Consider the following 20,205-nt stretch of genomic DNA (forward strand, 5'->3'; position numbering starts at 1 on the left):
GGGCGCATCCCCTGCGCCCGACGTGACACACCGTGCGGTCAGCGTCATGCTCGACCGCATGCTGTCATCGTTCTCGGAGAACCCCCATGAATTCCTCGACCTACCCTGCCGCCCAGCACGTCATGGTGCTCTACACCGGTGGCACCATCGGTATGCAAGCCAGCGCTCACGGCCTGGCCCCGGCGTCCGGTTTCGAAGCGCGGATGCGCGAGTATCTGCACAGCCAACCTGATCTCGTTGTGCCGCAGTGGCGCTTTCGCGAGATGTCGCCGCTGATCGACAGCGCCAACATGAGCCCGGCTTACTGGCAGCAACTGCGTGAAGCGGTGGTTGACGCCGTTGATGTGCAGGGCTGCGACAGCGTGCTGATCTTGCACGGCACCGACACCCTCGCTTACAGCGCTGCAGCCATGAGCTTTAAGTTGCTCGGCCTGCATGCCCGCGTGGTGTTCACCGGTTCCATGCTGCCGGCGGGTGTAGCCGACAGCGATGCCTGGGAAAACCTCAGCGGCGCGCTGGTTGCTCTGGGCCAAGGCCTTGCGCCGGGCGTTCATCTGTACTTCCACGGCGAGTTGCTGGACCCGACCCGTTGCGCGAAGGTTCGCAGTTTCGGTCGTCATCCGTTCAAGCGACTGGAGCGTCAGGGTGGCGGTGCGAAGGCGTCTTCAATACCGGCATCGCTGACCTACAACCAGCCCAGGCAACAGGCGAAAGTCGCTGTGCTGCCGCTGTTCCCCGGCATCGGCGCCGAGATACTGGACGGCCTGCTCGACAGCGGCATTCAGGGCCTGGTTCTGGAGTGCTACGGCAGCGGCACCGGACCGAGCGACAATCCAGAGTTCCTCGCCAGCCTGGAGCGGGCGCGGGACAAGGGTGTTGTGGTGGTGGCGGTTACGCAGTGCCATGAAGGTGGAGTGGAGCTGGATGTTTACGAGGCCGGTAGCCGGTTGCGTGGCGTTGGCGTGCTTTCGGGCGGAGGCATGACTCGCGAGGCTGCGTTCGGCAAGTTGCATGGCTTGCTCGGTGCCGGGCTCGACACCGCTGAAGTGCGGAGCCTTGTAGAACTGGACCTCTGCGGCGAACTCAGCTGACACAACCCAAATCCCTGTGGGAGCGAGCTTGCTCGCTCCCACAGGGTCATCGTCAGGCATGTAACTTGCTGCCGTTCCAGCATCCCAAGGCTGGAACACCCCATGCTCCACTCCCACCTCACCACCCTCAACGCCGTCTCTCTGGTACTCAACGCCTTCAAGGACCAGGGGCTGCCCAGCGAAGCCTTGCTGGCTGGAAGCGGCATAAACCCGGCGGATTTGAGCCGGGCGGACACGCGCATCACCACCAATCAGGAGATGCAGGTCTGCGCCAATGCTGTCGCGCTCAAGCGTGACATTGGCCTGGAGCTGGGCCGGCGGATGCACGTTTCGTCCTACGGCATGCTCGGTTATGCGCTGCTCACCAGTGCCACCTTCGGTGACGCTTTACGTCTGGCGATACGCTATCCGGCGCTGTTAGGAACACTTTTCGAACTGAGCCTTGAAGATGACGGCGAGCGCATCTGGTTTGTCGCCGCTGATTACCGGGAGAATCCGGCGCTGGCGGTATTCAATGCCGAGTTCTGTCTGGTGTCGTTGAAAGTCACCTGCGACGACCTGCTCGGCCATCCGCTGCCGTTGCTGGCAGCTCGCTTCGAACATGCAGCGCCCGACTATGAGGCGACCTACGCCGAGCACTTCGACTGCCCGCTGCACTTCGATGCGCGGGACAACGCCTTCGCCTTCGATAAATGCTGGCTCGACCAACCGTTGCCACTGGGCGACGTCATCACCCATCAAGCCATGACTGAACGCTGTCGCAAACAGAACACCGAGTTCACGGGTCGCCAGGCCTGGCTGGGGCGGATTCGCCAACTGCTCAGTACGCAATTGAATGCAGCGCCTGGCCTCGAAGGATTGGCTGAACAGATGAATTGTTCGGCGCGAACCCTGCGCCGGCACCTCAAGGACCTGGGTTGCAGCTATCAGGAATTGCTAGATGAGCTGCGATTCGAGCAGGCCAAGCAAATGCTGTGTGAAGACCAGATGCCGATCTACCGGATCGCCGAAGCGCTGGGCTTCAGCGAGACAGCGAGCTTCCGCCATGCGTTCGTCCGCTGGAGTGGTGTGGCGCCGAGCCAGTTCCGCCCCTGACTGAGGTACGCCCTACGCCGGGGCACCGTCGCGCCAACAAGGGGCGAATTTCGGTCATATCTTTTGGCCGTATCGATCCCCTTTTGGCCTTTCCTGCCGTTCTCTCAAACGCCGCGCGCCGCAAGACTGTGTTCAACCGAATCAGCCTGCGGAGAACAAGAAATGCTGACGATCTACTCGGACGATCACCACCTGCACCACGGCCGTTGCGAATTGATGGACGGGCAACTGATGCCCTGCTTCGAAATGCCCTCGAGGGCCGATCATGTTCTGCAGCGCGTGCAGTACCGCGACCTCGGTCCGGTCGAAGCGCCACAGGATTTCGGCCTTGATCCGATCGCGCGCGTCCACAGCCGCGACTACCTCGACTTCTTCAAAGGCGCCTGGGCACGCTGGACCGAGTTCAATACCGACGGCGACTTGTTGCCCTACACCTGGCCGGCCCGCACCCTGCGCCGAATCATGCCCACCAGCCTGCACGGCCAGCTCGGCTATTACAGCTTCGACGGAGGCGCACCGATTACCGCCGGCACCTGGCAAGCGGCGTACAGCGCGGCGCAAGTCGCGTTGACCGCTCAAGCCGTCATTCAACGCGGCGCCCGCAGTGCCTTCGCTTTGTGCCGTCCACCGGGACACCACGCCGCCAGCGATTTGATGGGTGGTTATTGCTACCTCAACAACGCCGCCATCGCCGCTCAGGCCTTCCTCGACCAGGGCCACAAGAAGGTCGCGGTCCTCGACGTCGACTACCACCACGGCAACGGTACCCAATCGATTTTCTATGAGCGCAGCGACGTGCTGTTCACCTCGATTCACGGTCATCCGGAAGCCGAGTTCCCATTCTTCCTCGGCTATGACGATGAACTCGGCGAGGGGGCCGGCGAAGGTTTCAACTTCAACTACCCTTTGCCGGCTGGCAGCGGCTGGGACAGTTGGAGCGCCGCGCTGGAACACGCCTGCAAAGAGATCGAAAAATACGGCGCCGATATCGTCGTCGTTTCCCTGGGCGTCGATACGTTCAAGGACGATCCCATCTCCCAATTCAAGCTCGACAGCCCGGATTACCTGGCAATGGGCGCGCGCATCGCGGGCCTCGGCAAGCCGACGCTGTTCGTGATGGAAGGCGGCTACGCGGTTGAAGAAATCGGCATCAATGCCGTGAACGTTCTTGAAGGTTTTGAAAGCGCCCAATGAGGAATTAGAACAATGATCCGTCTCAAGCGTTTTATCGCGCCCGCACTCTTCCTTACAGTGCTGTGCGCCACAGTGCTCAGTGGTGCCGTTCATGCTGAAGAGCGAACGTTGCGCGTCTACAACTGGTTCGACTACATCACCCCCAAAGCCCTGGAAGACTTCAAGACCCAGAACACCCAGACCAAACTGGTCTACGACATCTTCGACACTAACGAAGCGCTGGAGGCCAAGTTGCTGACCGGCAATTCCGGCTATGACGTGGTCGTGCCGTCCAACGTGTTCCTCGCCAAGCAGATCGAAGCCGGCGTGTTCCAGCCGCTCGATCGCAGCAAACTGCCGAACTGGAACCACCTTGATCCCAAGCTGATGAAGCTGATCGAAGCCAACGATCCGGGCAATAAATTTGCCGTGCCGTACATGTACGGGACCATCCTGATCGGCTTCAACCCGGACAAGATCAAAGCGGCATTAGGCGACAACGCACCGGTGGACAGCTGGGACCTGATCTTCAAGGAAGAGAACATCAGCAAGCTCAAGCAGTGCGGCGTGGCCCTGCTCGACTCGCCTTCGGAGATTCTGCCACTGGCTCTGCACCACCTCGGCCTGGACCCTAACAGCAAGAAGCCTGCGGATTACGAAAAGGCTGAAGCGCTGTTGATGAAGATTCGTCCGTACGTCACCTACTTCCATTCTTCGAAGTACATGGCCGACATCGCCAACGGTGACATCTGCGTCGCTGTCGGTTACTCCGGCAGCTTCTCCCAGGCCGCCAACCGCGCCAAGGAAGCCAAGAACGGCGTGATCGTCGACATGCGCCTACCGAAAGAAGGCGCGCCGATCTGGTTCGACATGCTCGCGATCCCCAAAGGCGCGAAGAATCCGGAAGACGCCTACACCTTCATCAACTACTTGCTGCAGCCGCAGGTGATCGCGCCGGTCAGCGACTTCGTCGGCTACCCGAACCCGAACAAGGACGCCACGGAAATGGTCGACCCGGCGATCCGCAACAACCCGAACCTGTACCCGACCGAAGCGGCAATGGGCACGCTGTACACCTTGCAACCTTTGCCTCGCGATGCTGAACGCGCGCGGACCCGGGCCTGGACCAAGATCAAGTCCGGGACCTGACCCGCTGCCGAAAGCCAAGACCCGCGCTGATGCGGGTCTTTTTTTGCCTGCGATATTTATCTACCGCCAAGTGTTCGGTCGAGTTCGCCATCCTGCCCTGATCCGGCGCTGCTCACGACAGCCGCCACCGTCAGACAAGGAAATGGTCATGCCCGAAACTTCAACACCAAGTGCTGTTGATGTACTGACTCAACTGGTGACCGGCCCTTCGCTCACCGAAGTCGCCGCGAATGCCTTGCGTCCTGCGCTCGCTACACTTTACCCGCACCTGAAAATCGACCCGGCGCGGGCCATGGTTGCGACACCGACCTGGTTGACCGACGCAGAAACGGTCAAGGCTGGTCCCTGCCGATTCGAATCCCTCACCGATGCACTGGTGCGCCTCGCGCTGTCCGGCACCGCCGCGACCTGCATCGATGGCGAACACTTCCTCACCGAACAACCCGGCGTCGAACCGGTCACCCAGCTTCCGGTAAAGATCGAAGCGATCGCAGCCCGGCTCAACGAACTCGCCCCGCTGCTGTTCATCGCCTATCAGGAACAGCAGCTCGACTACTGGAACGAAACCACCGCGCCCGACCAGCCACGCTGGCATCAGCTTTCGCACACCTTGCAGCAGCTGTGGAACGTCAGCGCTAACAACGGCTGGGATGAGGATCAACGCGCCATGGCGCACGCCGTGTTCGGGCAACCCGATAAATCACTGCGCCTGGCCACCGACAAATACAAGGCCCGCGTCTGCCTGATCGACCTTGATGACACGGCACACAAGCATCTCAACGTTCTGGACGCCGCTGTACTGATGGGCACGCTCGGCAAGCGCACATTGATTCTCATGCACTCGCTGACGAAAGGATTTCAACGCTTCGATACGTTCGAGGAGCTGGGACAAACGCTGCAATCGCTGGTGGAAAGCGATGCAAGCGCAAGCAGTCTGAGCTGGCGATTGTTCGAACCCGAGGGCAACTTTTTCGACCACCAGGCTTGCACCCTGATTGCGCTAGAGGCCGAGGCGATAGGCTCAATCGATTTTTTCCAGCGCTCGGACGATCCACTTTTAACGGCACGGCGCGGTGCGCCCGACAACCAGCAAGCCATGACCGAGCAGCGAACACCTCATTTCTCTCGGCTGCAACATTCACTTCCGCAGTGGCTTGAAGACGCCACCCCGGCCGACCAAAGCCGTTACAGCCGACACCTGCTGGACCTGGCGGTCGTGCAGCAGCAAAACGCTGGCAAAACCTTTCAAAGCGAGCTGCCCGGTATCAAAAAATTCACTCGGGATGAGCTGGAGAAACAAATAAAACAGACACCTGCCCAGACAGAATATGTCGATTTGAAAGACGTGGAGATCACCGTCACCAGCGTCGAAGTCTGGGGCACTTTCGTGCCGCCGGGGCAGATAGACACTCAGACGCTGTCGCTTGTCGACCTTGCACTTGAGAATCTGGGCGCCCTGGCACTGGGAAATAAATCGGTGCGCCACCGGGACGGCGTTGCGCTGCCGGAATGGATGACCATTGGTTACCTGGAAGAACTGGTGACAACGGTCGACATCGGTGAAGCCTATCCGGCCTTGCTGCAAAACAGGCTGATCGACGACACCTCCCAGGTCTCCCGCTTGCAGCAGCTCTTCACCCAGCAGTTGCCGCTCGAGCTGCCGTTGCTGGCCCTGCAATACAAAATCCGCGGCGAAGGAGGCCTGACTGAGCAAGGTTACCGCTACGTCGTCGCGGCGTTGGCAAGCGAGCGGGTGGAACAACAGGTCGACGGGCAACGGATCGTGGTTCGTCCATTGGCCTTCGCCACTGGCGACTCCCCCAACGGGAAGACCGACGAGGTGGTCAACATGTTTGTGATCGGCCCACAGGATCAAGATAAGGGTCCGTGCCTGCTTTGCCGTCCGTTGCTTGAACCTGCGCTGTTGCAATACCCGTCGACGGCCAATTTGCTGTATGCCATCAAACACTCAAGGTCACTGCGCCAGTCCGTACTGGCGTGGCTACCCGACAGCGTACGTTTCAATTACTCGCAATACGTTTTTCCAGGGGCGCTGCCTTCGGTGTGGACGGTGCCGCAACTTCTGATCGACCCCACCCTGTCACTGAACCTGCCAAGGCCGGTGACGCTCGGTCATCGGGTGATTGAAAACGATGTGCTGTCGACCTTGTTCAAGGCCAATGCCCAGGCACTGATCGCTCAAGCGGACAGCCAATCGGTGTCCAATGCCGAGGCGCGATGGGCTTCTCTCAAGCGTGGCGGATGGGCGCTGTTCAGTGTGGCGCTGCCATTTCTGGGTCGTGGCGTGAACACGGCCGCATGGATCTGGCAGATCATGGACGACTTGCAGGACATCGCAGATGCCGCTGAGCAGCAGCAAAAACCTCTGGCCTGGGCGGCCCTGGCGGATCTCTTTTTGACGCTGGGCATGGTGCTCGCCCACCGAGCGGCCACTCGTAAAAAACCTCAACGAGCGCCGTTGGCCATCGACACGGAAAAAGCGCCCGCGGCGACGGAAGAAGTGAAGATAGCCCGTATCAGCGCGACCCGGTTGGCAGACATCCCTGATCATCAGCTGCCGAGCAGCCATGAACTGTCGTTGCACGATCTTGGCGCAGTGGATCGATCCCGACCAGGCCTGGGTACCGTGCTCGACAGCCTGAAAATCACGAAGCCAGAAACAAACGCCAAACCGGCAACCGCGGGCCCCTACAGGCACCTTACTGCCAGCGGTCAAAAATGGTACGCCCGAGTAGCCGAGCGCTGGTTCGAAGTCGAACTCAACGATAACGACGATGTGCAAATCATCGATTCTCGCCAGCAACCGCCGCGCAAGGGACCGTTACTGATCAGCAACCAGCGCGGCGAATGGTTTGTCGACCTGCGCTTGCGACTGCGCGGCGGCGGCCTGAGGAGCCGGCGCAAACAACTGCAACAACAGAATCAGGAGCAACTGCGAAAAAAGAAAGAAGACATCGCCGCCTTTGACGCTGGCCTGACCGCCAAGCGATTGCAGCTGGTCGAAGTCCGTCGTGCCATGCTGGAGGCGACGCCTGAAACGGTCAACAGTGCGCGCCAGCACTTCCTCGACACGCTTGATACGCAGATCGGTGAATACACCACCCACATTCAAGAACTGAAAGCACTGAACATTCTGGAAGCCGTCCCCAATTACCGGACTGCGATGCTGGACCGGATATCCCTGCAACTGTTCCTCATACAGTCCTGGCTGAGCGAATGCGACACCACGTTCCGCGATAGCCTGCGTGTCACTGTGGAACTGCTCGACGAAACAAACAGCGAATCCACGAGCAACCGTTCCGAGCCTTTTGAAACGATGACCGAGTTGACACAGGGGGTGATCGACAAAGTCGAATTCGCGCAGACCCGTTTCGCAGAACTCAGCCTGCTGGGCAAAGAGGCCGCCGAGGTCACGCGTCAATACAAAGCCAGACTTCCACCTTTTTCGCTGGATGATCTGAAGATGCTACAGATCACGCTAGGGCAGAAACTCTGTCTCAAGGGCGCCTCGGGTGCCGCTCGGGAAGAAGCTCAAGTCGCACTGGAAAGCCTGGTCGAAGATGCCGCACTTAACATTCAAAGCGCTTTGGATCTGAGCATGGATGAAAGTTTGAACAATCTGGGCGAACGGACAGACGCGCTGAACAACCTGGTCGAACAGTTCGCAATCATCGACCAGCGTTTTCTCGATTTCGCCGCCGAGTTTCCGGAGCATCAGGTACCCGACCGTCTCGAAAAAGTACAGAAACGCGTCGCGGAATTTGGCCAGCGCACTGCGCAACGCCTATCGGATCTATTGCGCGAACAACGACACCTTGAGCCGGTGGCCGGCCCATCGAAACCTGTTGCCTCAGCAACAAAAAAAATCATCATCAAGACCCGTTTCAAAGGCACGCTCGTGGGTCAGCGACGCCAGAGCGCAAAGGGCAAAGACAGCCATCTGGTCGATGTGCTGGCGCCGCTGACGGGAAAGGTGATTGCCACTTTTCATGAGAAAACGCCAGGCGTATGGCTGGAACGCGTCTCGGAAAAGAACACCCCGCTGCCCAAAGCCAAGCCCGATCTGGCCAAAAGCATGCTCGATGGCCAGGCAATGCTGGACCAATTACCGGCATTCAAACAGCGCACCCTGGCACACCTCAATCGGGCGCAGCGCAATCCAACGGAAACCGAGGAGGTCTATTACCTGCATGCCGATCGTCTACGTAACATCATGGACAGGATTGATCAGGCGCTCACGGCGGGTAATAGCTCCACGACTGAAACGGCCACCGCCACGTTGCGTCAGCAACTCGATACCGAAGCGACAGCTCTCTACGCCACGGGTCGCGTCACCCGCATCGCGATGACCAAGCAACAGCCCCCCACGGCGGCGCGAGTTGAATGGCTGCACGAGAAGGGTGAATTGCGCATTGCCAAGACTGCCGAGCGACGCCGGCTGAAAGGCCCGCGCAGAGACTATTTGCAGGAGTACGAAATACTCGACAAGAAAACCAACAAGGTCCTGTGGTACGCGCATTTTCACTACGCCAATCCCACAGATCCTCTGCCTTCATTCACCGCCGCGCACCTGAAAACTGTCGATCAGCGACGTCTCGGCGGTGCTTATGATTGGCGCGAAAACCACAGCAACCATGAGCTGATTGCCATCCACCGCAGCGCCATCAACCGCTCGCAGGCCGCCGCGCTGTTCTTCTCCTGAGCCATCATTTGACTCACAAGCCCGTCGAGCGCGGGCTTCTTTTCAACCCATATATATCTACCACCTGACCCGGTGGATGCGCGGGTACTTTCCATTGCAGACGGCAGTCTGCCGTCACGCCCATCCCCAACCGGTCACGATTTCATGAGCAAAACAACCCGAACAAACACCGCCCCACTGCTGTTGAACAAAAGCCGTCTGGTGGAGCAAACCAGCGGTGGTCCGACCCTGCATGGCGCCGCTGCGCATTTACTGCGCAAGGCCTTGTTAAAAAGCTTTCCCGAGCAACAGATCGATCCCGACAAAGCCGTGTTGATGTCCCCGTTATGGCATGAGCAGGGTGAGGACATCGTCACCCGCAGCAGCCGTTTCGAATCACTGACGCACGCACTGGTGCGTATGGCCTTTACCCCAGCAACAGCCAACTACATCGAAAGTGAACACTTTCTGACCTTCACACCTCATGCCGCCGAGCCGATCCATCTGCCGGTCAGCATGGACGCCATCACTACCTTGCTAAACGAGTGCGCACCGGTGCTGTTCATTGGCTTCGAACAAAGCCAGCTGGACTACTGGAATGAAATCACGGAAAACTCGCCGCGCTGGCAGGTGTTGTCCGACACCCTGAAAGAGACGCTCGATGTTCAGTCGGTCACTGGATGGGACTCCGATGAGTGCAGCCTCGGGCGATTCGTCTCGCAATACCCCGACAAGATATTGCGCCCGGCTTCCGGCAACGGGCTGTCGAACGTGCGCGCCTGCTTGCTTGATCTCGATCTCGCCGTTGAATCGGCAGAGGACGATAACACCCGGCATCTGATGATCGGCGGCGCCCTGGTGCTGACCGCCACTTCGGGCAGTCGTAAGCTGATCGCGATGTACACCATCGCCGACGGCTACGAATCGTTCAGTTCGATGCAGCAACTGGGCACCAGCCTTCCCGCACGGATCGGCATCGATCTGAGCGGCCAGAGCCTGAAGTGGCGACTCTACGAACCTGAAGGCAATATTTTTGATGCCTTGGTTTGGGCATTGGTGGGGTGTCAGATCGACTCCATTGATGCTCTCGATCCAGCCAGTCGCTCGCCCTTGGCCGGGTTTACTTCCCGACAGGACGAAAGCAGCACGATCAGCACCGGGGAAAAGGCGCGTATCGAGCAGCTGGAAAGCGCAATTCCCTCGTGGCTATCAACGGGCTCACTTGACGATATCCAAGCCTACAGCGGGTACTTGACCGAACTTGGAAACCTCAGAGGCCAGACCGGCAATGACGCTTTTGACGCCAATGATATTCCTCTGATTCAAACCTATGCCCAGCAGCGCATGCGTGACGCTATCGTTGCCGACAAAACGGATACAGATGCCGTGAGCCTGCGCCTTGATGACGTTCGGATCACCGTCACCCATAGCTTCGAAGCCGGCGGTTTCACCCTGCCTGACCCGCGCAATGTCAGCGTCGAAACCCTGGGCGAATTCGCCCTGCAAAACACCCGCCCCTATAGCGCGACGGTGGCCTATGCCGATGGCACAGCCGTGCCAGAGTGGATGACGGTTACGTTCCTGTTTCGCCTGGCCAACGCGATCAACCTCGGCGAAACCTATCCGCAGCTGATCAAACGCACACTCATCGATGATCCCGTGCAGGCCCGGCGCCACAAGGAGCGCTACCGCCGTCAGCTGCCGCTGCTTCTGCCCATGTTGGCGCTGGAGTGCAAACTCAAGCACCAAGGTGAAGTCGATGAGGTGGGCTACCGTCAGGTCTGCCAACTGATGGAGTCGATCAAAAACGACTCACCCTTCACCGAGTGGCCGGTGCAAATCCGCCCGCTGGCGTTCATGCCCCGCTACCGTCTAGGCAACACACCCGACACCGTCGCGAACATGTACATCATCGAGCCGCGCAAAGGCTCGAGCGGCCCATGCCTGCTTTATCGACCTTTGCTGGATCAACCGCTGCACCAGTTTCCTTCCAAGCAAAACATGCTGTACGCGTTTTATCAGTCGGGCGAAATGCGCGATTCGATACTGTCCTGGCTGCCTACCCGCGCGTTGAGTTTCGAGTACGCCCAGTATGTGTTTTCCAGCGGCATTCCCTCGCCCTGGACCATTACCGAACTGGCCTTCGAGCCATTTATTCACCTGGACCTGACCGCCTCGGTTGAACTGGCACACACACCTCTGAGCGGCGACGTTCTCACGACCCTCTATACCCAAAATAGCCAAGCCATGGCCGAACTCGCCGACCGCCAATCGACTTCCAATGGCGAGCGTCGCTGGGCGCTGCTGGCGGACAGTGGCTGGGCGACTTTCTCAGTGGCGGCCAATTTTCTCAGCGGCCCGGCGGGTACTGCGGTCTGGGTCTGGCAAAGCATCAGTCAGATCCAGCAGGCTCTGGATGCCAGAGAACGCGGCGACACACTCGTGGAATGGTCCTCGATCGGCGACGTGCTGTTGACCTTGGGCATTCTTCTCTCGCAACGCGTCGCGACACGGCGAATTCGGCTATCAAGTCCCCTTGATGAGGTCTCTGCGCCGAAACGCGTGCCCATGGACGAACCTCAACTCATTACCTCCTCCGCTCAAGCCGTGAGGGTTACGCATGACGCGACCCCGCTAAGCGCTGAACTGCCCGAGGCTCATCTCTCCGCTCTGGCGCCCGCCGGGCCGATCCGTAGCAGTGCAGAAGCCCAATTTTTACAAAAGATCGATCAACTGAAAGTATCGGCTCCGCACCTGCCCGACGGAACACTATCCAATGCCGACCACCTTTATGAGCACGAGGGAAAGCTGTACGCCCAGGTGGGTGTGCGATGGTTTCAGGTCAGCGCCGACGCGGACGAACCGGTGCTCGTTCTCGATCCGAACAATCCCGCCTACCCAGGATTTTGCGTGAAGTACGACGAAAAGGCAGGTAGCTGGCACTGGGATCTCAAGCTTCGGTTACGCGGCGGCGGCCCAACCCGCCGGATCGAAGCGATGCGGCGAGAAAAAATCAAAAAAAAGGACGATGCATGGGCCGCACTGCATCGGTTCATCGAACAGGAAGCCATTCGAAAGGCCAGTGTGGATGAGGTCTTGAACCCCTTGGAAGGCAACGACGTATCAGCCCCGATGTCCGACGAAACGATAGCCAGTTACATCTCCAGGTCCGATGAGGTGGCGAACGGCTATGGCCAGGCGCTGGAAGCCCTCGAAACGTGGCGTGAAGCGGGTGGCGCTGGCGTGTTTTATCAGTCTCAGCTAATGCGTTTCACCATTGAACAACATCGCTACCTGAACGGCTGGATGCGAATGAAGTTGCGTGAATACGTGAAAATCATCGCGCCCCAGTTCAGTCAGACGGAACCTTCAACGACGAGATCCCGTGCCGCGCAAATGGAGGCGGCACAAAAGGCCATCGCCGTGAGCGATGAATTGATCGACCGTCTCGGCCGCATGCACGCCTCACTGGACCGGTTGATGGACCACACCGGCATCACGCGCAAGGTGGCTGGCGATCTGCGAAAACTACTGCCCGCAATGTCCGAATACGACCTGAAGGCCAATGAAATTGGCATGTCCACGGAGCTTTGCCTGCGTGAGGCGTGGGACAGTGACATGAGTCAGGCACGTCAATCGGTCGTCGATATTTTCGAAAATGCGGCCGACGCGGGCCACAGCCTGGTCGAGCGGCGCAGTACCGCACAGCCTTCGCACATCCAGACACTCGATGTCGAGCAACTCACCGTGCTGGTAGACCGTCTGGCAGAAGCCGAGCGGCGTATGGAGGAGTTGTCTGTCAGCTTGCTCGATCAGTTGGAACCCGTCCGCTTCGAGCGCGTTCGGACGTTGGTTGCCGAATTCCATCAACTGGCGCGCAGCCGTCTGCTCACATTGCTTCCGGAAGCGGAAGAAATACCGGTGGCCCAGATGGCGAGACTTGAACCGGTGCCTTCTACTTCACGCGCCATTGGCAAGGTGAGCAAATCACGACCACACGTCGTTGAGACGCAAGAGACACCGTCTACCGAAACGCAGGAGACTGTTGAAGACGTCCCCATCGTCAAAACGGCTAACCGACGCCCGGCACAACCGGCGGTATTGAACGACCGAGACAAAATTGCCAACGGGCTTCGTCTGAATTTTGAACTCGATGCGTTCATCGAACGTATTCGCGCCGATGCGCAACGCCCCTCCCGCGTTCCGGCAGACATGAAAGACCTGCTCGACCAGCAGGCGACCCGACTCGATCAAGCGGCTGATGACGTTGCGCTAATATTGGCTCGCAGAGCCGCCGACTTCCCCGTGGGGAGCCTGAGTGCAGAATTGCGTACGGGGGCCGCAAAAGCCCGGCGCGAAGGGGTGAGCGTCTACGGCGCGATGCTCATCAAGCGCAGGCCCCGCGAAACTTACCTGAAATGGCTCATGGAGCACGATCAGATATCAATCATCAAAGACGCACGCGGTCGTATCAAGACCAAACAGCGCAAAGACTACTTTCAGGAGTACGGCATTTTCGACAAGACACGCCAAAACAAAGCGTTGTGGGTCGCGCATTTCCATTACAACGAACTGACCGATCCGGATGAACGATTCACCGCCGCACATCTCAAGTTCGCCGAAGGCTATTTGAAAGAACTCCCGGCCAAGACCCGTCAGGAACTCGATGTCTTCGATGCACTGGACAATGCGCTGCGCCGAATCGTCGATCCGGCGATTCGGGATCTGTTCCTGAAACCCCAACCGAACGTAGCGCCTGAGGCATAAAAAACCGCGTTCGGCGTCAATCGTCCCAAACTGTTTGCAACCGCTCCAGAGCCGCTTCGATCGCCGGCTCTGGCACGGCGGCAAAGCCCAGTACCAGCCCGGCTCGCGAATCCAGCGGAGTCTGCGAATCGGGCAACCAGTAACTACTCAAACCATTGACCTCGACGCCTACGCTTTCGGCTTGTTCAATCAACTCGCGTTCGCGAGCCACGCTGCTCACCGGGACTGTCAAGTGCAGTCCGGCCACCACATTGGGTGGATCGCCAACGCCCTCGATGTTTATTGGCCAACGGGCCAACAGACAATTGCGTCGACTCAACGCGGCACGGCGCATGCGTCGGATATGCCGCTGGAAATGCCCGGCAGCCATGAACTCGGCCATTACAGCTTGGGTACTGACTTCGGAATGTCGGACATCGACCGCGCGCCGCTGAGAGAAAGCGCTCACAAGCGCCGGCGGCAGGACCAGGTAACCTAGTCTTAGCGCTGGAAATGCAATCTTGCCAAACGTTCCGACATACAGCACCCGCCCCTGACGATCCAGCGCAGCCAACGGCGCCAGAGGAGCGCCGCTGTAACGGTATTCGCCATCGTAATCATCCTCGACGATCCAGCCCTGGGTGCGTTCGGCCCAGGCCAGCAACTCCAGGCGTCGCGCCAGACTCATCACCACCCCGGTCGGGTATTGATGCGACGGTGTGACATACGCCAATCGGCAATCGTTAAGCTCGTTCAATTCGGTGCAGTCGATACCCTCGCTGTCCACCGCGACCCCGTGCAATCGCGCACCGGCCACGGCGAACGCATGACCGGCCGCGCGGTATCCCGGATTTTCAATGGCCACCCCATCGCCCGGCTCGACCAGCATCTGTGCACAAAGGCTAATCCCCTGCTGTGCGCCACTGGTGATCACTATTTGCTCAGCCGTGCACTGCATCCCCCGCGAACTGCGCAAATACGCGGCAATTAGTCCGCGCAGACGCTCATCGCCCGCCGGATCGCCGTAACACAACTGCTGGAGATCCGGTTTACGCCAGAAAGCCGCATTCAGCTTGGCCCAGACCTCGAACGGGAACAGATCAAAAGCCGGAACACCCACCCGAAATGCGCGGGGTGGGCCGACGGGAGGCAGGGCCAAATGGTTCCTTTCAACGCGTCCCAATGCACCGCTGTGGATAACTTTGCTGGATGAAACCACAGGTAAATCCAGCCAATTTGTGGATAAGGCTGTGGGTAACCCTGTTGACAACCCTGTGGATACTTTTGTGGATAGTTTTTTTGCCGGGAGCGCGGTTTGCGGTAACTGTGCGACATAAGTCCCATCACCAACACGCCCATCAATAAAGCCCTCGGCGTAGAGCTGATCGTAGGCACGGACCACGCTGTTTCGGGAAATTGACAACGCCGCCGCCAGATCGCGACTGGCGGGTAATCGCGTACCGCTGGCCAGTCTTCCGTCGAGCACTCGTACTCGTAGCGCTTGATAGAGCTGACGACTCAAACCCTGGCGGCGATCGAGCTCGATACCCGCGGGGTTGAATGACAAGGACAGTGGCTCGCGGGTCATGGCAATGGACCTATGAAATTGGTCATTAATGGCTCTTACAACAGACCAATAGCCTGCCTAGGATGCAAGCATTCGCCAAGGAAAATCTCCATGTACAACCCAAGCAGCTTTGCCATAGATGATTTGCATGAACTGCACCAGCAGATACTCGGCACCCGCCTCGCTGTGTTGGTCACACACGGGGAACAAGGTCTGCAAGCCAGCCATTTGCCGTTACTGTTGAGTTCAGACCAGGGCCTCAATGGCACCCTTTATGGACACTTCGCCAAGGCCAATCCGCAATGGAAGGCATTGCAGAACGGCGCCGAAGCCCTGGTGATTTTTGCCGGTGCCGACGCTTACGTCAGCCCAGGGTTTTACCCGAGCAAAGCCGAGCACGGCAAAGTCGTGCCGACCTGGAACTACGTCGCCGTGCACGCGTATGGCACGGCCGAAGTGTTCACTGACGCCGATCGCTTGCGCAATCTGGTCAGCGCCCTGACTGATCGTCATGAAGCCGGTCGCGCCAGTCCATGGAAAGTCGCCGATGCCCCCGCCGACTACATTGATGGGATGCTCAAGGCCATCGTTGGTTTTGCCATGCCTATCCAGCGTCTGGAAGGCAAGCGCAAGCTCAGCCAGAACCGCAACGCTGCAGACATCGCCGGTGTGCGCGAGGGGCTTGCCGCCAGCCCTGATGTGCACGAGCAGGCCCTCGCCCATTTGATGCGTTAAGGAACGAACATGAGTCAGATCGACATCCGCCAGGTCACCGCCGACGACCACGCCGCCTGGTTGCCTTTGTGGCAAGCGTACCTGCGCTTCTACAACACCGAACTGCCTGAGGCCGTCACCCAAAGCACCTGGCAGCGCCTGCTCGATCCGAGCGAGCCGACCCATGCCGCGCTGGCCTGGGCCGATGGCAAAGCGGTGGGCATGGTGCACTTCATCTACCATCGTTCGAACTGGAGCATCGAAAACTCCTGCTACCTGCAAGACTTGCTGGTAGCGCCGGAAACCCGTGGCACCGGCGTCGGCCGACAGCTGATCGAGTTCGTCTACACCACCGCCAAAGAGGACGGTTGCGGCAAGGTCCACTGGCTGACCCACGAAACCAACGCTACCGCGATTCAGCTCTATGAGCGCATCGCCGAACGCCCTGGTTTCATCCAGTTTCGCAAAACCCTTTAAGGATCAAGGAGAACAACATGTCGACTTCACTCGCCGACTGGCAAGGCGTTCCGGCACCATCGGTTCAAACCCTCGAAGGGCGCTTCATCCGCCTGGAGAAACTTGACCCGGCGCGTCATGGCGACGGTTTGTGGAAGGCCCTGCAAGGCCCGGGTGCCGACCCGAAACTCTGGGACTATTTGCCTTACGGTCCTTTCCTGGAGCGCAGCGCGTTCAACGATTGGCTGAACAATCATGCAGCCAATAACGACCCGTATTTCTTCAGCGTGATCGACCGTGCCAGCGGCGATGTGCAGGGCATCCTCAGTTTGATGTCGATTGTCCCTTCACAAGGTCGGATCGAGATCGGCCATGTCACGTTCGGTGCACCGATGCAGCGCTCGCCGAAAAGCACCGAGGCGGTTTATCTGCTCGCCAAAGAGTCGTTTGCCTTGGGTTACCGGCGCCTGGAGTGGAAGTGCAACAACGGCAACGCCCGCTCCAAGTACGCAGCCGAACGACTGGGGTTCAGTTTTGAAGGCGTGTTTCGCCAGCACATGGTGGTGAAGGGGCAGAACCGGGATACGGCGTGGTATTCGATTCTGGATTCGGAATGGCCGGCGATTGGGGCGGGGTTTGAGCGCTGGCTGTCCGATGAGAACCAGACGGATTCGGGGCAGGTGAAAACCCTGGCCGAGTGCCGCACCTAATTCGGTAGCGCCTGGACGGACGCCATCGCGAGCAAGCTCGCTCCCACAGGGATCTTCGGTGAACGCAATATTGGGGATCGCCGCAGATCAATTGTGGGAGCGAGCTTGCTCGCGATTGGCTTCACGCTAATTTCTGGGCAAGCACCGCAATATGCTCCGGCCCGATCCCGCAGCAGCCCCCCAAATGACTGGCCCCACGCTTCTGCCAATCAGCCGCCCACTGCAAATAACCCGGCGGATCAAGGTCTTCACGCAACGGGTCCAGACCGTCATTGGCCGTGGCCTCTTTCGGTTGCGGCGGGAAGGCATTGGCGTAGGCGCCGATGTGAATCTTCACACCCAAACGCTCGAACGTTTCCCGCGCCGCATCGATTGCCGCGCCGATCACTTCTGGCTGGCTGCAGTTGAACAGCAACGTCTCGACACCCAGCTCAGCCGCCACTGCAGCGGCGTCAGCCACCGGCTCACCCGAACGCAAGCGCGGCACTTCGTCCGTGTCCTCATCCTTCAGGGTAAACGACAGCCAGAACGGCTTGCCGTCCTTCGGCAGACCGGCATGGATCGCTCGCGCTTCAACGATCGAGCTCTGGGTTTCCGCCAGCCACAGATCGACATGTGGTGCCAGACCATTTACCAGTGGCGCCAGCAATTCCGTCACCCGAGCAGCATCGAAAAGGTCCGGACGGTAGGAGCCAAACAGCGGCGGCAATGAACCGGCCACACGCACTGGTTTGCCCGAAGCATTTACAGCGCGCTGCGCCAGCTCACCGGCCAACGCCGCGAGCGCCTGCCCTTCTGCTGCAAAACGCTCTTCGCCAATGTGAAACGGCACCACCGCGTAACTGTTGCTGGTGATCACGTTGGCACCGCTTTCGATATAAGCCGCGTGCACCGCCTCCACAGCTTGCGGCGCTTCGCTCAAGGCCAGCGCCGACCACTCGGGCTGCCTGAACGGCGCCCCTCGGCGTTGCAGTTCACGACCCATGCCGCCATCCAGAATTACCGTGCTGCCTGCGCCCATATGCTTTTTACTCATAAGCTTATGAAAATAACTCACTATCAGAGTCGTTCTTATAACTATTTAATACGCACCATCCGATTAATAACAACCTCTTTTTTTCAGGGATCAACTGTGAAATTTCAACCGCTGCTGGCCCTGGGCCTGACGATTCTGGCTGCCTCCACTCAAGTCTTTGCGGGCGCCACCCTGGATCGCATCGAGCAAAAGAAAGAACTGGTAGGCGTGTTGATGGAAAGCTATCCACCCTTCTCGTTCCTCAATGACCAAAACCGGCTCGATGGATTCGATGTTGACGTGGCCAAGGCCGTGGCGGACAAACTGGGCGTCAAACTGCGCCTCGAAACCCCGTCCTGGGACGTGATCGCCGCCGGCCGCTGGAGTGGTCGCTACGACATCTGCATCTGCTCCATGACCCCGAGCAAGGCCCGCGCCGAAGTCTTCGACTTCCCGGTCGAGTACTACGCCTCGCCAGCGGTGATCGTGGTCAACGCCAAGGACGACAGCATCCACAGTGCCAAAGACCTGAGTGGCAAGAAAGTCGGCCTCACCAGCGCCTCCAGCTATGAAAGCTACCTGAACAAAAACCTGGTGATCGAAGGCGCCGAAGACACTCAATTGCAGTACCCGTTCGAGGACGTGCAGATCGCCCCGTATGACACCGACAATGTCGCCTTCCAGGACCTCGGCCTGGGCGCTGGCGTTCGACTGGACGCGATCCTCACGAACCTTGTCACCGCCCAACCGCGCCTGACCGAAGACAAACGCTTCAAGCTCGCCGGCGAGCCGCTGTACTCGGAGCCGAACTCGGTGGCCATTGAAAAAGGCGACGCCCAGTGGGATGCCAAAGTGCGTGATGTCTTCGCTCAGCTGAAACAGGACGGCACCCTGAGCAAGCTTTCGCAAAAATGGATCGGTGCCGACATCAGTAAATGACTTCTTTCCCAAAACCTCCCCAGTCGCCGCAACCGGTGGCTGAGTCGCGACTGCAACGGATCTTCGGTTTCCGCACGCGGCTGTACCTGACCTGGGCAGCGATGTTCGGGTTGTTCGCCAGCTTCTTCCTGAGCTTCGACCTGAAGTTCTCGATCATCCTCGACAAACTGCCGAACCTGATCGGTCTGCACCTAGCGCCCAACGGCTTCTTGCAGGGCGCGGCACTGACGCTGTTTCTGTGCCTGTGTTCAATCGTGACCTCCTCGTTGCTGGGCTTCATCACCGCCCTGGCGCGGCTGTCGAAAAGCGCTGTGGCCTTTGGGATTGCGAGCTTCTATGCCTCGTTCTTTCGTGGCACACCGCTACTGATCCAGATCCTGCTGATCTACCTCGGCCTGCCACAACTCGGTATCGTGCCCGGCGCCATCGCCGCCGGCATCATTGCCCTGTCGCTGAACTACGGCGCGTACCTGAGCGAAATCTTCCGCGCCGGCATCCTCGGCGTCCCTCACGGCCAACGCGAAGCATCCCTGGCGCTGGGCATGCGCGAAACCGTGATCTTCTGGCGCGTCACCCTGCCCCAGGCCATGCGCACCATCATCCCGCCGACCACCAACCAATTCATCTCGATGCTCAAAGACTCGTCGCTGATCTCGGTGATGGGGGTTTGGGAGGTGATGTTTCTGGCGCAATCATATGGACGTTCGAGCTATCGCTACATCGAGATGCTGACGACGGCGGCGGTGATTTATTGGGTGATGTCGATTGGGTTGGAGCTGATTCAGGCGCGGATGGAGCGGCATTATGGGAAGGCGTATTTGAGCCGTAGTTAGCGAAAGGCAGATGAG

13 protein-coding genes are annotated in these 20,205 nt (G+C 59.1%); 11 read left to right on the forward strand and 2 right to left on the reverse strand.

Translation table 11 applies throughout. The features are described 5' to 3' along the window. Nucleotides 1-86 precede the first annotated feature (86 nt). The 6 genes from ACYZT7_RS00540 to ACYZT7_RS00565 all read left to right on the forward strand — a co-directional run bounded on the left by ACYZT7_RS00540 (nucleotide 87) and on the right by ACYZT7_RS00565 (nucleotide 13,977). Nucleotides 87-1,091, forward strand: a complete 1,005-nt coding sequence (locus tag ACYZT7_RS00540; RefSeq protein WP_462039533.1) for an asparaginase — start codon at nucleotides 87-89, stop codon at nucleotides 1,089-1,091. Nucleotides 1,092-1,193: 102 nt separating this feature from the next. Then, a complete protein-coding gene (locus tag ACYZT7_RS00545; protein WP_462039534.1) occupies nucleotides 1,194-2,186 on the forward strand; it encodes an AraC family transcriptional regulator in 993 nt (330 codons plus the stop codon). 162 nt (nucleotides 2,187-2,348) lie between these two features. Further along, nucleotides 2,349-3,380, forward strand: coding sequence for a histone deacetylase family protein (locus ACYZT7_RS00550; RefSeq protein ID WP_462039535.1), 1,032 nt, complete (start codon nucleotides 2,349-2,351; stop codon nucleotides 3,378-3,380). A 12-nt stretch (nucleotides 3,381-3,392) separates the two neighbouring features. Continuing rightward, nucleotides 3,393-4,508, forward strand: coding sequence for a polyamine ABC transporter substrate-binding protein (locus ACYZT7_RS00555; RefSeq protein ID WP_462039536.1), 1,116 nt, complete (start codon nucleotides 3,393-3,395; stop codon nucleotides 4,506-4,508). Nucleotides 4,509-4,656: 148 nt separating this feature from the next. Beyond that, nucleotides 4,657-9,231 carry a dermonecrotic toxin domain-containing protein gene (locus ACYZT7_RS00560; RefSeq protein ID WP_462039537.1) on the forward strand — a complete coding sequence of 1,525 codons (4,575 nt, stop codon included), beginning with the start codon at nucleotides 4,657-4,659 and terminating at the stop codon, nucleotides 9,229-9,231. Nucleotides 9,232-9,630: 399 nt separating this feature from the next. Beyond that, entirely contained in the window at nucleotides 9,631-13,977 is a 4,347-nt protein-coding gene (locus ACYZT7_RS00565; protein WP_462039538.1) for a dermonecrotic toxin domain-containing protein, read from the forward strand. A gap of 16 nt (nucleotides 13,978-13,993) precedes the next feature. Here the strand turns inward: ACYZT7_RS00565 and pdxR are convergent, their stop codons facing one another. Further along, entirely contained in the window at nucleotides 13,994-15,544 is a 1,551-nt protein-coding gene (gene pdxR, locus ACYZT7_RS00570; RefSeq protein ID WP_462039539.1) for a MocR-like pyridoxine biosynthesis transcription factor PdxR, read from the reverse strand. A gap of 90 nt (nucleotides 15,545-15,634) precedes the next feature. On the opposite strand from pdxR, the gene ACYZT7_RS00575 reads away from it, so the two are divergent. The 3 genes from ACYZT7_RS00575 to ACYZT7_RS00585 are packed head-to-tail and all read left to right on the forward strand — an operon-like array spanning nucleotide 15,635 to nucleotide 17,403. After that, a complete protein-coding gene (locus ACYZT7_RS00575; protein WP_462039540.1) occupies nucleotides 15,635-16,258 on the forward strand; it encodes an FMN-binding negative transcriptional regulator in 624 nt (207 codons plus the stop codon). A 9-nt stretch (nucleotides 16,259-16,267) separates the two neighbouring features. Continuing rightward, entirely contained in the window at nucleotides 16,268-16,714 is a 447-nt protein-coding gene (locus ACYZT7_RS00580; RefSeq protein ID WP_462039541.1) for a GNAT family N-acetyltransferase, read from the forward strand. A 17-nt stretch (nucleotides 16,715-16,731) separates the two neighbouring features. Further along, nucleotides 16,732-17,403: a GNAT family N-acetyltransferase gene (locus tag ACYZT7_RS00585; protein WP_462039542.1), complete on the forward strand. Its 672-nt coding sequence runs from the start codon at nucleotides 16,732-16,734 to the stop codon at nucleotides 17,401-17,403. Nucleotides 17,404-17,524: 121 nt separating this feature from the next. Here ACYZT7_RS00585 and ACYZT7_RS00590 read toward each other — a convergent pair whose 3' ends face one another. Next, nucleotides 17,525-18,424: a homocysteine S-methyltransferase family protein gene (locus ACYZT7_RS00590; protein WP_462039543.1), complete on the reverse strand. Its 900-nt coding sequence runs from the start codon at nucleotides 18,422-18,424 to the stop codon at nucleotides 17,525-17,527. Between the two features lie 111 nt (nucleotides 18,425-18,535). Between ACYZT7_RS00590 and ACYZT7_RS00595 the strand changes: the two genes are divergently transcribed. Next, nucleotides 18,536-19,357, forward strand: a complete 822-nt coding sequence (locus ACYZT7_RS00595; protein WP_462039544.1) for an ABC transporter substrate-binding protein — start codon at nucleotides 18,536-18,538, stop codon at nucleotides 19,355-19,357. Further along, nucleotides 19,354-20,190 (forward strand): amino acid ABC transporter permease, encoded by an 837-nt coding sequence (locus ACYZT7_RS00600; RefSeq protein ID WP_462039545.1) that lies wholly within the window; start codon nucleotides 19,354-19,356, stop codon nucleotides 20,188-20,190. The genes ACYZT7_RS00595 and ACYZT7_RS00600 overlap by 4 nt, the downstream gene beginning before the upstream one ends. The last annotated feature ends 15 nt before the right edge of the window (nucleotides 20,191-20,205 follow it).

The organism is Pseudomonas sp. RT4P38, from assembly GCF_054897765.1.